This window comes from Streptomyces erythrochromogenes, from assembly GCF_036170895.1.
Classification (GTDB): Bacteria; Actinomycetota; Actinomycetes; order Streptomycetales; family Streptomycetaceae; genus Streptomyces; species Streptomyces erythrochromogenes.
Genome location: NZ_CP108036.1, coordinates 6,400,970 through 6,413,504 on the forward strand (window position 1 = coordinate 6,400,970; position 12,535 = coordinate 6,413,504).

At 73.4% G+C, this 12,535-nt stretch carries 13 protein-coding genes; 7 read left to right on the plus strand and 6 right to left on the minus strand.

Annotated features, from left to right (window positions below; all coding sequences use genetic code 11):
* Positions 1–43: 43 nt before the first annotated feature.
* From OHA91_RS29265 to OHA91_RS29275, 3 genes are all read left to right on the plus strand, one after another.
* Positions 44–1,531 carry a CitMHS family transporter gene (locus OHA91_RS29265; RefSeq protein ID WP_328740321.1) on the plus strand — a complete coding sequence of 496 codons (1,488 nt, stop codon included), beginning with the start codon at positions 44–46 and terminating at the stop codon, positions 1,529–1,531.
* Positions 1,532–1,627: 96 nt separating this feature from the next.
* On the plus strand, positions 1,628–3,040 hold the full coding sequence (locus OHA91_RS29270; protein WP_031153974.1) for an aldehyde dehydrogenase family protein: 1,413 nt from the start codon (positions 1,628–1,630) through the stop codon (positions 3,038–3,040).
* 127 nt (positions 3,041–3,167) lie between these two features.
* Positions 3,168–4,247 carry a Zn-dependent alcohol dehydrogenase gene (locus OHA91_RS29275; RefSeq protein ID WP_031153971.1) on the plus strand — a complete coding sequence of 360 codons (1,080 nt, stop codon included), beginning with the start codon at positions 3,168–3,170 and terminating at the stop codon, positions 4,245–4,247.
* Positions 4,248–4,359: 112 nt separating this feature from the next.
* Here OHA91_RS29275 and OHA91_RS29280 read toward each other — a convergent pair whose 3' ends face one another.
* Positions 4,360–5,013 carry a TetR/AcrR family transcriptional regulator gene (locus OHA91_RS29280; protein ID WP_266502854.1) on the minus strand — a complete coding sequence of 218 codons (654 nt, stop codon included), beginning with the start codon at positions 5,011–5,013 and terminating at the stop codon, positions 4,360–4,362.
* Positions 5,014–5,105: 92 nt separating this feature from the next.
* On the opposite strand from OHA91_RS29280, the gene OHA91_RS29285 reads away from it, so the two are divergent.
* From OHA91_RS29285 to OHA91_RS29295, 3 genes are all read left to right on the plus strand, one after another.
* A complete protein-coding gene (locus OHA91_RS29285) occupies positions 5,106–6,257 on the plus strand; it encodes an acyl-CoA dehydrogenase family protein (RefSeq protein WP_328740322.1) in 1,152 nt (383 codons plus the stop codon).
* 59 nt (positions 6,258–6,316) lie between these two features.
* A complete protein-coding gene (locus OHA91_RS29290) occupies positions 6,317–6,604 on the plus strand; it encodes a YiaA/YiaB family inner membrane protein (protein ID WP_030661476.1) in 288 nt (95 codons plus the stop codon).
* A gap of 96 nt (positions 6,605–6,700) precedes the next feature.
* A complete protein-coding gene (locus tag OHA91_RS29295; protein WP_031153965.1) occupies positions 6,701–7,336 on the plus strand; it encodes a TetR/AcrR family transcriptional regulator in 636 nt (211 codons plus the stop codon).
* Here the strand turns inward: OHA91_RS29295 and OHA91_RS29300 are convergent.
* The gene (locus OHA91_RS29300; protein ID WP_030901938.1) at positions 7,327–7,788 is read right to left on the minus strand and encodes a MaoC family dehydratase; all 462 of its coding nucleotides are present in this window, start codon (positions 7,786–7,788) and stop codon (positions 7,327–7,329) included. The two genes, OHA91_RS29295 and OHA91_RS29300, sit on opposite strands and share 10 nt — an antisense overlap.
* 105 nt (positions 7,789–7,893) lie before the next feature.
* Between OHA91_RS29300 and soxR the strand changes: the two genes are divergently transcribed.
* Positions 7,894–8,337: a redox-sensitive transcriptional activator SoxR gene (gene soxR, locus OHA91_RS29305; RefSeq protein WP_031153960.1), complete on the plus strand. Its 444-nt coding sequence runs from the start codon at positions 7,894–7,896 to the stop codon at positions 8,335–8,337.
* Here soxR and OHA91_RS29310 read toward each other — a convergent pair.
* The 4 genes from OHA91_RS29310 to OHA91_RS29325 form a co-directional block, all read right to left on the minus strand.
* Positions 8,318–9,103 carry a 3-keto-5-aminohexanoate cleavage protein gene (locus OHA91_RS29310; RefSeq protein WP_328740323.1) on the minus strand — a complete coding sequence of 262 codons (786 nt, stop codon included), beginning with the start codon at positions 9,101–9,103 and terminating at the stop codon, positions 8,318–8,320. The genes soxR and OHA91_RS29310 overlap by 20 nt on opposite strands.
* A complete protein-coding gene (locus OHA91_RS29315; protein ID WP_031153956.1) occupies positions 9,100–9,681 on the minus strand; it encodes a hypothetical protein in 582 nt (193 codons plus the stop codon). The genes OHA91_RS29310 and OHA91_RS29315 overlap by 4 nt, the downstream gene beginning before the upstream one ends.
* 95 nt (positions 9,682–9,776) lie before the next feature.
* The gene (locus OHA91_RS29320) at positions 9,777–11,090 is read right to left on the minus strand and encodes a serine-threonine protein kinase (protein WP_328740324.1); all 1,314 of its coding nucleotides are present in this window, start codon (positions 11,088–11,090) and stop codon (positions 9,777–9,779) included.
* An 83-nt stretch (positions 11,091–11,173) separates the two neighbouring features.
* Positions 11,174–12,457: an exo-beta-N-acetylmuramidase NamZ family protein gene (locus tag OHA91_RS29325; RefSeq protein ID WP_328740325.1), complete on the minus strand. Its 1,284-nt coding sequence runs from the start codon at positions 12,455–12,457 to the stop codon at positions 11,174–11,176.
* Positions 12,458–12,535: the final 78 nt, after the last annotated feature.

Here is a 12,535-nt window from a genome sequence, read left to right on the forward strand (position 1 = left end):
CGACGTCTTGTTGGCGAAAGGAGGCGGCACCTACCTTCCCCCCATGCTGACCTTCCTCGGCTTCGCCATGATCGCGACCTTCCTGGTCCTGATCATGATGAAGAAAATGTCGCCCATCGCGGCGCTCGTCCTCATCCCCGCACTGTTCTGCGTGTTCGCAGGAAAGGGCGCACACCTCGGCGACTACGTCATCGAAGGCGTCGGCAAGCTCGCACCGACCGCCGCCATGCTGATGTTCGCCATCGTCTACTTCGGCCTGATGATCGACGTCGGCCTCTTCGACCCGATAGTCCGGGGCATCCTGCGCTTCTGCAAGGCCGACCCGATGCGCGTCGTGGTCGGCACGGCGGTCCTCGCCGCGATCGTCTCGCTCGACGGCGACGGATCGACCACCTTCATGATCACGGTCTCGGCCATGTACCCGCTCTACAAGCGACTCGGTCTCAGCCTGGTGGTGATGACGGGCGTCGCGGCCACGGCCAACGGCGTCATGAACACCCTGCCCTGGGGCGGTCCCACGGCCCGTGCCGCCACAGCCCTCAAGCTGGACGCCGCCGACATCTTCGTCCCGATGATCCCGGCCCTCGCGGTGGGCCTGCTCTTCGTGTTCGCCCTGGCGTACGTCCTCGGCCTGAGGGAACGCCGTCGCGTCGGAGTTCTGGCCCTCCCCGGCCAGAAGGCGCCCGAGGACGTCGAGGACGTCGAGGGCGTCGAGGGCGTCCGGGAGGACATGGCCGGGGCCGCCACCGGAGGCACCGCCCAGACGGCCTCCGCCGGGCCCGTGGTGTCGGGCCCGTCCACCGGGCCGGCCCCCGCCGAGACCTCCGCCTCCATCTCCCCCTCCCCCTCCACTTCCGACACGGGCTCCGGCCCCGACCCCGAGGACGGGTTCCAGGGCCTCGACCCCGACCGGCCCACCCTGCGCCCCCGCCTCTACTGGTTCAACGCAGGCCTCACCGTCGCCCTCCTCACCGCGATGATCATGGAGTGGCTGCCCATCCCGGTGCTGTTCCTGCTCGGCGCGGCCCTCGCCCTCACCGTCAACTTCCCGCACATGCCCGACCAGAAGGCCCGGATCGCCGCCCACGCCGACAACGTCCTGAACGTCGCCGGCATGGTCTTCGCCGCCGCCGTCTTCACCGGGGTCCTCACCGGCACCGGCATGGTCAAGGACATGGCCGACTGGCTGGTCGGCGCCATCCCCGAGGGCATGGGTCCGCACATGGCGCTGGTCACCGGCCTGCTCAGCCTGCCGCTCACCTACTTCATGTCCAACGACGGCTTCTACTTCGGGGTCCTGCCCGTCCTCGCCGAGGCAGGCGCCGCCCACGGGGTCTCCCCGCTGGAGATCGCCCGCGCCTCCCTCGTCGGCCAGGCGCTGCACATGTCGAGCCCGCTGGTTCCGGCCGTCTACGTCCTGGTCGGCATGGCCAAGGTCGAGTTCGGGGACCACACCCGATTCACCGTGAAATGGGCGGCCCTCACCTCTCTCGTCGTCCTCGCGGCAGGGATGATTTTCGGCATCATCTGACCCCTGCCACCCCTGGCCGACAAAAACTACCGGCGCTAGTTTGTAGGGTGACGGGCAGGTGGATCCACGCGCACGTGCGCACTCGGGAGGAATGCCATGAAGGCCCAGGACGGGATGTACATCGACGGCGCGTGGCGGCCCGCCGTCGGAACCGGCCGGATCGAGGTCGTCAACCCGGCCGACGGCCAGATCATCGCCCAGGTGCCGGCCGGCACCGAAGAGGACGTGGACGCCGCCGTACGCGCGGCCCGTGCGGCCCTGCCCGGCTGGTCGGCCACGCCCCCGGCCGAGCGGGCCGCCCTGATCGGCGCGCTCCGCGACGCGCTCCAGGCCCGCAAGGACGAGTTGACCGAGACCGTCACCGCCGAACTCGGAGCCCCGCTCCCCTTCGCCAAGGCGGTCCACGTCGGCTCGTCGATCGCCGTGGTCTCCACCTACGTCGAGCTCGCCGCCTCGTACGCCTTCGAGGAGCGCATCGGGAACTCCACCGTCCTGCTGGAGCCGGTCGGTGTGGTCGGGGCCATCACGCCCTGGAACTACCCGCTGTACCAGGTCGTTGCAAAGGTGGCACCCGCTCTCGCCGCCGGCTGCACCCTCGTCCTCAAGCCGGCGGAGGACACCCCGCTGACCGCACAGCTCTTCGCCGAAGCCGTGCACGAGGCGGGGATCCCGGCCGGAGTCTTCAACCTGGTGACCGGTACGGGCCCGGTCGCCGGCCAGGCACTGGCCGCCCACGAGGGAGTCGACTTCGTCTCCTTCACCGGCTCGACCGCCGTCGGCAAGCAGGTCGGCGCCACGGCCGGCGCCGCCGTCAAGCGCGTCGCCCTCGAACTGGGCGGCAAGTCGGCGAACGTCATCCTGCCCGGGGCCGACCTGCCCAAGGCCGTCGCGGCGGGTGTCGGCCACGTCATGAACAACACCGGCCAGAGCTGCAACGCACTCACCCGGATGCTCGTCCACCGGGACCAGTACGAGGAGGCCGTCTCACTCGCGGTCGCCGCCGTCGCCGACCACCCCGTCGGCGACCCCCGCACGGCGGGCACCCGTGTCGGCCCCGTCGTCAACGCCAAGCAGCACGAGCGCGTCCGCGGCTTCATCGCCAAGGGCGTGGAGGAGGGCGCGCGCCTGGTCGCCGGCGGACCGGACGCGCCGTACGAGCAGGGGTACTTCGTCGCCCCGACCGTGTTCGCCGACGTGACCCCCGACATGACCATCGCCCAGGAGGAGATCTTCGGCCCGGTCCTGTCCATCCTCGCGTACGAGGACGAGGATGAGGCCCTGCGCATCGCCAACGGCACCGTCTACGGCCTGGGCGGCGCCGTCTGGGCCGCGGACGAGGAGACGGCCGCAGCCTTCGCGCGCCGCATGGACACCGGGCAGGTGGACATCAACGGCGGCCGCTACAACATCCTCGCGCCCTTCGGCGGCCACAAGCAGTCGGGCGTCGGCCGCGAGCTGGGCCCGCACGGCCTGGCCGAGTACCTCCAGACCAAGTCCCTGCAGTTCTGAGCCGCAGCACCTGCATCATCTGCAGCTCCCGCAGTACCCGCAACGTCCACCACCCGCCCGGCAGCCGCAGGCTCCCGCAGCCCCGCACCCGCACCCGCCCCCGCACCGGAAAGTCGAGACGACGCCCATGGTCCGCGCCGCCATCCTGCCCGCCGTCGGAGCACCGCTGGAGATAAGGGAGATCGTGCTGCCCGACCCCGGCCCCGGGCAGGTCCGCGTCAGGCTGGCCGCGGCCGGCGTCTGCCACTCCGACCTGTCCCTCACCGACGGCACCATGCGGGTTCCCGTGCCCGCCGTCCTCGGCCACGAGGGCGCGGGCACGGTCCTCGCCGTCGGGGAGGGCATCACCCACGTCGCCCCCGGCGACGGCGTCGTGCTCAACTGGGCTCCGTCCTGCGGGAAGTGCCACCACTGCACCATCGGCGAGGTCTGGCTCTGCGCGACCGCCCTCGCCGGGGTCGGGAACGTCTACGCGCACGACGCCCGGGGCACCGCGCTGCACCCCGGGCTGAACGTGGCCGCGTTCGCCGAGGAGACCGTCGTCGCGGCCAACTGCGTGCTGCCCGCGCCCGCCGGCATTCCGCTCGCCGAGGCCGCCCTGCTTGGCTGCGCCGTCCTCACCGGCTACGGGGCCGTCCACCACAGCGCCCAGGTCCGCCCGGGCGAGTCGGTGGCCGTCTTCGGCGTCGGCGGGGTCGGCCTGGCCGCGCTCCAGGCCGCCCGGATCGCGCAGGCGGGCCCGGTCGTCGCCGTCGACGTGTCACCGGCCAAGGAGGAACTGGCGCGCGCGGCCGGAGCCACCGAGTTCGTGCTCGCCTCCGACACCACCGCCAAGCAGATCCGTGCGCTCACCGGCGGGCAGGGCGCGGACGTCGCCGTCGAATGCGTCGGCCGCGCCGAGACCATCCGCGGCGCCTGGGAGTCGACCCGCCGCGGCGGCCGCACCACGGTCGTCGGCATCGGCGGCAAGGAACAGCAGGTCACCTTCCACGCCCTGGAGATCTTCCACTTCGCCCGCACCCTCACCGGCTGCGTCTACGGCAACAGCGACCCCGCCCGCGACCTCCCGGTGATCGCCGAGCACGTCCGGGCGGGCCGCCTCGACCTGGGCGCCCTGGTGACCGACCGGATCACCCTCGACGACATCCCGGCGGCGTTCGAGGCCATGCTCGCGGGCAAGGGCGGCCGCTCCCTCGTCGTCTTCTAGTCCCGGTCGCTGGCCCGGTCGCTGGCCCGGTCGCTAGCCCGGTCCCTGGCCCGGTCCCTGGCCCGGTCCCTGGCCCGGCACCGGACCAGATCCGGTGCCGGGGGTGCGCGCCTCAGCCGCCGGCCCGGTTCGGGCGCGTCAGCGCCTCGTACTGGAGGGCCAGTCCGTCCAGCAGCGCCTCCAGGCCCGTCTCGAACGCGCCCTCGTCCACCTCGCGCTGCCGCTCGGCCAGCAGGTGGGCCTGGCCCAGGTGCGGGTAGTCCGCCGGGTCGTAGGCCGCGCGGTCGTCCACGAAGCCCCGGGCGAAGGAACCCACCGCCGAGCCCAGGATGAAGTACCGCATCAGCGCGCCGATCCGGGTCGCCTGCGCCGCCGGCCACCCGGCCTCCGTCATCGCGCCGAACACCGCGTCCGCCACCCGCAGCCCCGCCGGACGGCGCCCGGGCCCGCGCGCCAGCACCGGCACGATGTTGGGATGGTCCGCGAGGGCGTCCCGGTACGAGTGAGCCCACGCCTGCAGCGCTCCCCGCCAGTCCTGACCGCCCTCGAACATCGACAGGTCGACCCGCGAGCTCACCGCGTCCGCCACCGCGTCCAGGATCTCGTCCTTGGTGCGGAAGTGGTTGTAGAGCGAGGGCCCGCTGACCCCGAGCGCGGCCGCCAGCCGCCGGGTCGACACCGCCTCCAGCCCCTCCGCGTCGACCAGAACCCCGGCCGCCTCGACGATCCGGTCCCGGCTGAGAAGGGGCTTGCGCGGTCTGGCCATGCGCCACATAGTAAAGCCTGCCCACCAAAAACTACCGGTGCTAGTTAAAACGGCGCCGGCCGCCACCCGCCACCCGCCTGGAGGAGGTCCCGGTGAATCTGGAGCTGAGCGAGGAGCAGAGCGCCGTGCGCCGGCTCGCCCGTGAGTTCGCCGAGCGCGAGATCGTCCCGTACGCGGCCGAGTGGGACCGGGCCGAGAGCGTGGACCGGGCCATCGTGAAGAAGCTGGGCGCCCTCGGATTCCTCGGCCTGACCGTCCCCGAGGAGTACGGCGGCTCCGGCGGCGACCACCTCTCCTACGTCCTCGTCACCGAGGAGCTCGGCCGCGGCGACTCCGCCGTGCGCGGCATCGTCTCCGTCTCCCTCGGCCTGGTCGCCAAGACCGTCGCCGCCTGGGGGACCGAGGAGCACAAGCGCACCTGGCTGCCCCGCCTGTGCTCCGGCGACGCGCTCGGCTGCTTCGGCCTGACCGAGCCCGGCACCGGCTCCGACGCCGCGAACCTCACCACCCGCGCCGCGCGCGAGGGGGACTCGTACGTCCTCCACGGGACCAAGACCTTCATCAGCAACGGCACCTGGGCCGACGTCGTGCTGCTCTTCGCCCGCACCGGAGAAGAGCCGGGCCACCGCGGCGTCTCCGCCTTCCTCGTCCCCACCGACACCCCCGGCCTCACCCGCCGCGAGATCCACGGCAAGCTCGGCCTGCGCGGCCAGGCCACCTCCGAACTCGTCCTCGACGGCGTCCGCGTGCCCGCCTCCGCGATGCTCGGCCCGGCGGGCAAGGGCTTCTCGGTGGCCATGTCCGCACTCGCCAAGGGCCGCATGTCGGTCGCCGCCGGCTGCGTCGGCATCGCGCAGGCCGCCCTGGACGCAGCCGTCTCGTACGCCGCCCACCGCGAGCAGTTCGGCAAGCCGATCGCCCACCACCAGCTGGTCCAGGAGCTCATCGCCGACATCTCGGTCGACGTGGACGCGGCCCGGCTGCTGACCTGGCGCGTCGCGGACCTCATCGACCGCGGACGGCCCTTCGCCACCGAGTCCTCCACCGCCAAGCTCTTCGCCTCCGAGGCCGCCGTGCGCGCCGCGAGCAACGCCCTCCAGGTGCACGGCGGTTACGGGTACATCGACGAGTACCCGACCGGGAAGCTGCTCCGCGACGCCCGCGTGGCGACCCTGTACGAGGGCACCAGCCAGATCCAGAAGCTCCTCATCGGCCGTGCCCTCACCGGGGTTTCCGCCTTCTGAGTACCGCTATGAGTACGTGCGCGGATGTGCTCTCCCGTCGCCCGCCCGATGCTCGACGCATGAACGAGACACCGGTCAAGCAGCAGAACACGGGGGCGTACTACGGACAGGCCGTCGCCTCCTTCGCCATCGCCCTCGTGGCCGTGGCCGTCGGGATCTATCGTCTGGAGGCCGACGGCTGGGTCCGCGCCTTCCTTGGGATCGCGGTCCTCTACCTCACCACCTCGGCCTTCACCCTCGCCAAGGTGATCCGTGACCGCCAGGAGGTCACGCAGATCGTCAGCCGCGTGGACCAGGCCAGAATGGAGAAGATCATGGCCGAGTACGACCCCTTCGCGCCGAAGTAGCCGCACGGGCCGGAGCGGCCGGCTCGAGAATGCTAAGCGCTTGCTCACCCTCCATGTAGGGTGTTCACTCCCGAACGGTGAAGAGGTGAGTGAGCGATGGACAGCGCGGAGGACACGGCCGACGGCTACCGGCCGTGGTCCGAGGTCACCCCGGACGCCGCACGGCGGCTGCTCGTCGCCGCCGTCGACGCCTTCGCCGAGCGCGGCTACCACGCCACCACCACCCGTGACATCGCGGGCCGCGCCGGCATGAGCCCGGCCGCGCTCTACATCCACTACAAGACCAAGGAAGAGCTGCTCCACCGGATCAGCCGGATCGGGCACGACAAGGCGCTGGAGATCCTCACCACCGCCGCCGACGGCCCCGGCTGCGCCGCCGAGCGCCTCGACGCCGCCGTGCGGTCCTTCGTACGGTGGCACGCCGCGCACCACACCACCGCGCGCGTGGTCCAGTACGAGCTCGACGCCCTCGCCCCCGGGCACCGCTCCGAGATCGTGACGCTGCGCCGGCAGAGCGACGCCGCCGTGCGCCGCATCCTCGCCGACGGGGTCGCTGCGGGAGAGTTCGACGTCCCCGACGTGCCGGGCACCACCCTCGCCGTGCTGTCGCTGTGCATCGACGTGGCCCGCTGGTTCAGCGTGGCCGGACAGCGCACGCCCGACGAGGTCGGCGCGCTCTACGCCGACCTCGTGCTCCGCATGGTGGGCGCGCGGCCGCGCCCTCAGAAGTAGTAGCGGGACACCGACTCCGCCACGCACACCGGCTTCTCGCCGCCCTCGCGTTCGACCGTCACCGTCGCGGTGACCTGTACGCCGCCGCCCGCCTCCGCGACCTCCGTGATCACGGCGGTGGCGCGCAGGCGTGAACCGACCGGCACCGTCGCCGGGAAACGCACCTTGTTCGTGCCGTAGTTGAGGCCCATCCGCATACCCTCGACCCGCATGACCTGCGGCACCAGGCTGGGCAGCAGCGACAGCGTCAGATAGCCGTGCGCGATGGTGGAACCGAAGGGTCCGGTCGCGGCGCGCTCCGGGTCCACGTGGATCCACTGGTGGTCGCCGGTCGCGTCCGCGAAGAGGTCGATCCGCTTCTGGTCCACCTCCAGCCAACCGCTCGGGCCGAGCGGTTCGCCGATCCCGGCGTGCAGCTCCTCGGCGGACGTGAAGACCCTCGGCTCGGCCATGCCTGTTCCTGTCTCTCGCGGGACCACTGACGGACGAATAAGCGCTTGCTCAGCATGCTGGGACCGTATGTGTATGTCAACGGACCTCCGACTACCCTCGGCCGGGTGCCGCAGATTCCCGAGAAAGTCCACGAACTCACCGTCGGCCAGCTGTCCGCCCGCAGCGGCGCCGCCGTCTCCGCGCTCCACTTCTACGAGGCCAAGGGCCTGATCAGCAGCCGCCGCACGTCCGGCAACCAGCGCCGCTACACCCGTGACGCGCTGCGCCGGGTGGCCTTCGTGCGCGCGGCCCAGCGGGTGGGCATCCCGCTCGCCAGCATCCGAGAGGCACTGGCCCAGCTCCCCGAGGAGCGCACGCCGAACCGCGAGGACTGGGCCCGCCTGTCCGAGGCCTGGCGAACCGAGCTCGACGAACGGATCAGCCGACTCGCCCGCCTGCGCGACCATCTGACGGACTGCATCGGCTGCGGCTGCCTCTCGATGGAGACCTGCGCCCTGTCCAACCCCGACGACGTCTTCGGCGAACGGCTCACCGGCTCGCGGCTCTGACGGCCCTCTGCGCGGGCAGCAGTTCCCGGGCCGCCGCGACCAGTTCGGCGTTCGACCGCGCCGGGCGCCCGTCCGGCAGGTGCAGCACGTCTCCTACGCCGGTGCGCGCGGCCGTGCCGCACCGGGCGGCCAGCCGCAGCACCGGCCAGGAGGCCCCGTCCCGCCCGAACAGCAGCACCGCTCGCGGCAGCAGCCCGCGCAGACCGGCCGGCAGGGTCGGCCCGGTCACCCGTTCGTCCACCGGCCCCGCCGCGATCTCGGCCACCACCCGGACCCCGCCGCGGCCGCCGCCCGGGCTCCGTACCAGCCAGGACCGCAGCCGCTCCAGCGGCTCCGGCCCGGCCGGGCCGCCCAGCGGAGCCACCGCGTCCACCGGCACTCCCCGCTCCAGCAGCGCCTCGGCGAGCCCGGCCGCCCCCGGCTCGGCGAAATGCACCACCGCCCGGTCCGGCAGCACCGTCCACGCGCCCACCCGCGCCAGCCGCTGCGCCGGATCCGGCTCGGCCCCGATGTCCGCCGGCACCGCCAGCGGTACGCCCACCCCCGCGCCCCGCAGCGCCTCCAGCAGGGGCCCGACCACCCGCGGCGAGAGGCTCTCCCGCCCGCACGGGGTCCGCGGGTGCACGAGCACCTCACCCGCCCCGGCGGCGACCGCCCGCACCGCGGACTCCGCCAGGTCCCGCGGTGACATGGGCACGGCAGGCCCGTCGGCGGCGCAGCGCGAACCGTTGACCGACACCACGGCCGGCCCGCCCGCAGCTCTCACGCCGCGTCCGTCGAAGGGAAGTCCGCCAGGGCCGGTCTCGGCACCACGATCCCGCAGCCCGCGCACACCGGCCCGTCCCAGGCCGGCGCCCCCTCCCAGAGGCCCAGCGGAGCCACCTCCGGCCACCGCAGCTCCGTGTCCCCGCAGACCGGGCACGCCGTCCCCGGCTCCGACTCCAGCGCCCGGACCAGCCGCCGCAGCACCTCGCCCAGCGCCCCCTCGGGCCGCACCCCCGGATCCGCGCAGCGCACCACCGCGTCCCCGCTCCCGCCCCAGGCCCACTCCGGCCGGCGCAGCCCGTGGTGCTTCTCCCTCCGGCGCCGTTCCGCGAACTGGCGCTCGTACTCCAGCCAGACCGTCCGCGCGTCCTCCAGCTCCTCCAGCGCGGCCACCAGCCGCAGCGGGTCCGCCCCCCGGTCCTCGGGGGCGATCCCGTGCCGGTCGCACAGGTGCCACCAGGTGGCCCGGTGCCCGTAGGGCGCGAACCGCTCCAGGCAGCGGCGCAGCGAGTGGCGCCGCAGGGCCCGGTCATTGCGCGCGTCGCGCACCTGGTAGGCCAGACTCCGGAATCCCGCCATCACACCATCACCTCCGCCGATGTGCCCAACATGCCCGGTCGGGTGCGGGCGCATGCGGGGGCGGACGAGGCGTGCAGGTGGCACATGGCCGGAACTCAGCGCCCCATGCGCCCCGCGGACACCACGACCCGGGCCAGTTCCTCGTGGCAGATGTCGCTGTGCGCCCCCGAGGGGGCGCCGCCGCGCCGCACCACGGAGCCCGCGTCCACACTGACGCATCCGGCCGTGGGCACCCCCTCGCGCAGGGCGGTGTCGAGGCTCAGACGGGGCGCTCCCGGCACCGCCCGGACCCCGTCGTGCCCGATCGCGCCCCACCGCTCGTCGAAGCCGAGCAGACCGGCCGAATCACCTGCCATCCGGGACGCCAGCGGGTAGAAGACCTTGAGCGCCGAGTCGTGCGGGGAGTGGCAGGCCACCACCGGTCCGTCGACCTTGCGGTGGAGGCCGCGCAGGGCGCCGCCGCGACCCCTGTCGTGCGGCAGCCGGTCGGCGAACGCGTAGTGGGAGAACGCTCCCTGGAGCAGGGTCACGGACCTGACGTACCGGGCCCCGTCCGGCACCGCGCGCAGCGAGAAGGACACCACGCGGGCCCCGAAGCTGTGCCCGATCAGATGGAACCGCAGGGCCGGGCGGCCCGCCGCCAGCTCCGCCAGGACCGGGCCCAGCCCCCGCTCGCCGACCACACCCGCCCTCTTCTTCATCTTGTAGTACGTAGCCTGTCGCAGCAGTTCCTTGGCGCCGCCCCACAGGCCGCGCAGGCCGCCGCCGACCGTGAGCCCCGGCCCCTCGGTGCCGGCGGCCGCGGCGCCGGCCCTGGCCAGGGCGAGCGAGAGGGCCCGGCAGACCTCCAGCACGTCCTCCGCGAAGATCGCGGGTACCGCCGGCGCCGCCACCGCGTGCACCGCGTCCAGGCCGGCCAGCTCCCTGACGAGCGCGCCGAACTCGATGAACGCGGCCGCCGACTCGGGCTGCTCCGCCAGCAGTTCCGCCAGCCGGTCCAGCTCCGCGCGCCGTCCGGGCCAGAACTCCCCGAGCGCCTGCCGGGTCAGGGGGTCGAGCGCGCAGCCGCGGCCCGGTTCCGCGAGTGCCCCGGGCGCCTCGAAGTCGGGTATCGGCTCGTCGGAGAACCGCATCGACGGCCACACCACACCCACGTACCCCAGCCGCACCCCCGACCCCACCAGTGCGGGGAAGGGCGCGAAGAAGCGGTCGTAGAGCCGGTTCGCCGTGGACCGGTCGCTGTTCCAGCCGTGCGCGAAGACGAGCACGTCCGTCGCCTCCATCCGGGACACCGCCCCCTGCGAGGCGCGGTCCACGTCCCCTTCGGAGTCGAAGGTCAGCTCCGCGTACGGGCCCACCCCGATCCCGCTCCCCGTCGCGAAGCCGAATCCGCCACCGACGTCCGCCATGACGTCCCCCTTCACGCCGTGCCTCCGGTGCAGTCAGCATCCTGCTGCGGCGCCCGCCCGACCAGCCCCCCGGCGCGGCCGGCTCAGGAGTAGAGCAGGTACTGCGCGCGCACCGCATCGAAGCGGGCCAGCCCCGCCGCCCAGTCGCCCGCGACCTCCTCCACCCCGGCGCCCGCGTCCACCAGCGTGCGCACCCGGTCCGAGCCGGTCAGCCGGTCGATCCAGTGGTCCGCGCGCCAGCCGAAGCCGCTCCACACCCGTCGGGCGGTGACCAGCAGCCCGATGCCGGCCCGTACCGGGTCAAAGGCCTCCCGGTCGTGCACGATCAGCCGCACCCCGCCGCACACCTTCCCCACGTGCTTGGAGAAGGTCGGCGTGAAGTACGCCTCCCGGAACCACACCCCGGGCAGCCCCAGCCCGTTCGCCGCCTCCGCCCACCGCCGGTCGATCCCCTCGGCCCCCAGCACCTCGAAGGGCGTGGTCGTCCCGCGCCCCTCGGAGAGGTTCGTCCCCTCGAACAGGCAGGTCCCGGCGTACGCGAGGGCCGTGTCCGGCGTCGGCATGTTCGGGCTCGGCGGCACCCAGGGCAGCCCGGTCTCCCCGAAGAAGGCCCCGCGGCGCCACCCGGACATGGACACCGTGGTCAGCCTCACCGGACCGGCGGCCAGGAACTCGCCGTTGAACAGCCGGGCCAGCTCGGCCGCCGTCATCCCGTGCGCGAGCGCGATCGGCTCCCGGCCCACGAAGCTGGCGTACGGCCGCTCCAGCACCGGGCCCGCCGCCCGCCGGCCGCCCACCGGGTTCGGCCGGTCCAGCACCACCACCGCCTTGCCGGCGAGGGCGGCCGCGCGCATGCAGTCGTAGAGGGTCCAGATGTAGGTGTAGAAGCGGGCCCCGACGTCCTGGATGTCGAAGACGACGGTGTCGATCCCGGCCGCCGTGAACACGTCGGCGAGCCGCTGCCCGCTCTTGTCGTACGTGTCGTACACGGGCAGCCCGGTCGCCGGGTCCCGCGAGGCCCCCTCGGAGTCTCCGGCCTGCGCCGTACCGCGGAACCCGTGCTCGGGCCCGAACACCGCGACGAGGTCGACCCGTTCGTCCGCGTGGAGCACGTCCACCAGGTGCCGGGCATCGGCGGTGATCCCCGTGGGGTTGGTGACCACCCCGACCTTCTGTCCGGCCAGGACGGCGTACCCGTCCGCCGCGAGCCGCTCGAAGCCGGTACGCACCCGGCCCGCCGCCCGCGGCGCGCCGGTCCCGGCAGCCGGGGCAGCCCCGGCGGTACCCGCCGCACCCAGGGCGCCCACCGCACCCGCCGATCCCACGGCCCCCGCCAGCCCCAGCACCCCGCGTCGCGACAGCGTCATCCCGACACGCTAAGAGACGAGCCCCTTCCGCCCCGACATACCGACTGGTTAGTCTGCCCGCATCCGCAACCCGCCGTA

What these genes read in the sequence shown, in the direction of transcription:
- OHA91_RS29320 (WP_328740324.1), bottom strand. Translation starts at nt 11,090, where the DNA reads ATGGCGGACGTCGGTGGCGGATTCGGCTTCGCGACGGGGAGCGGGATC.
- OHA91_RS29275 (WP_031153971.1), top strand. Translation starts at nt 3,168, where the DNA reads ATGGTCCGCGCCGCCATCCTGCCCGCCGTCGGAGCACCGCTGGAGATA.
- OHA91_RS29280 (WP_266502854.1), bottom strand. Translation starts at nt 5,013, where the DNA reads ATGGCCAGACCGCGCAAGCCCCTTCTCAGCCGGGACCGGATCGTCGAG.
- OHA91_RS29300 (WP_030901938.1), bottom strand. Translation starts at nt 7,788, where the DNA reads ATGGCCGAGCCGAGGGTCTTCACGTCCGCCGAGGAGCTGCACGCCGGG.
- OHA91_RS29325 (WP_328740325.1), bottom strand. Translation starts at nt 12,457, where the DNA reads ATGACGCTGTCGCGACGCGGGGTGCTGGGGCTGGCGGGGGCCGTGGGA.
- OHA91_RS29290 (WP_030661476.1), top strand. Translation starts at nt 6,317, where the DNA reads ATGAACGAGACACCGGTCAAGCAGCAGAACACGGGGGCGTACTACGGA.
- OHA91_RS29295 (WP_031153965.1), top strand. Translation starts at nt 6,701, where the DNA reads ATGGACAGCGCGGAGGACACGGCCGACGGCTACCGGCCGTGGTCCGAG.
- OHA91_RS29315 (WP_031153956.1), bottom strand. Translation starts at nt 9,681, where the DNA reads ATGGCGGGATTCCGGAGTCTGGCCTACCAGGTGCGCGACGCGCGCAAT.
- OHA91_RS29270 (WP_031153974.1), top strand. Translation starts at nt 1,628, where the DNA reads ATGAAGGCCCAGGACGGGATGTACATCGACGGCGCGTGGCGGCCCGCC.
- OHA91_RS29265 (WP_328740321.1), top strand. Translation starts at nt 44, where the DNA reads ATGCTGACCTTCCTCGGCTTCGCCATGATCGCGACCTTCCTGGTCCTG.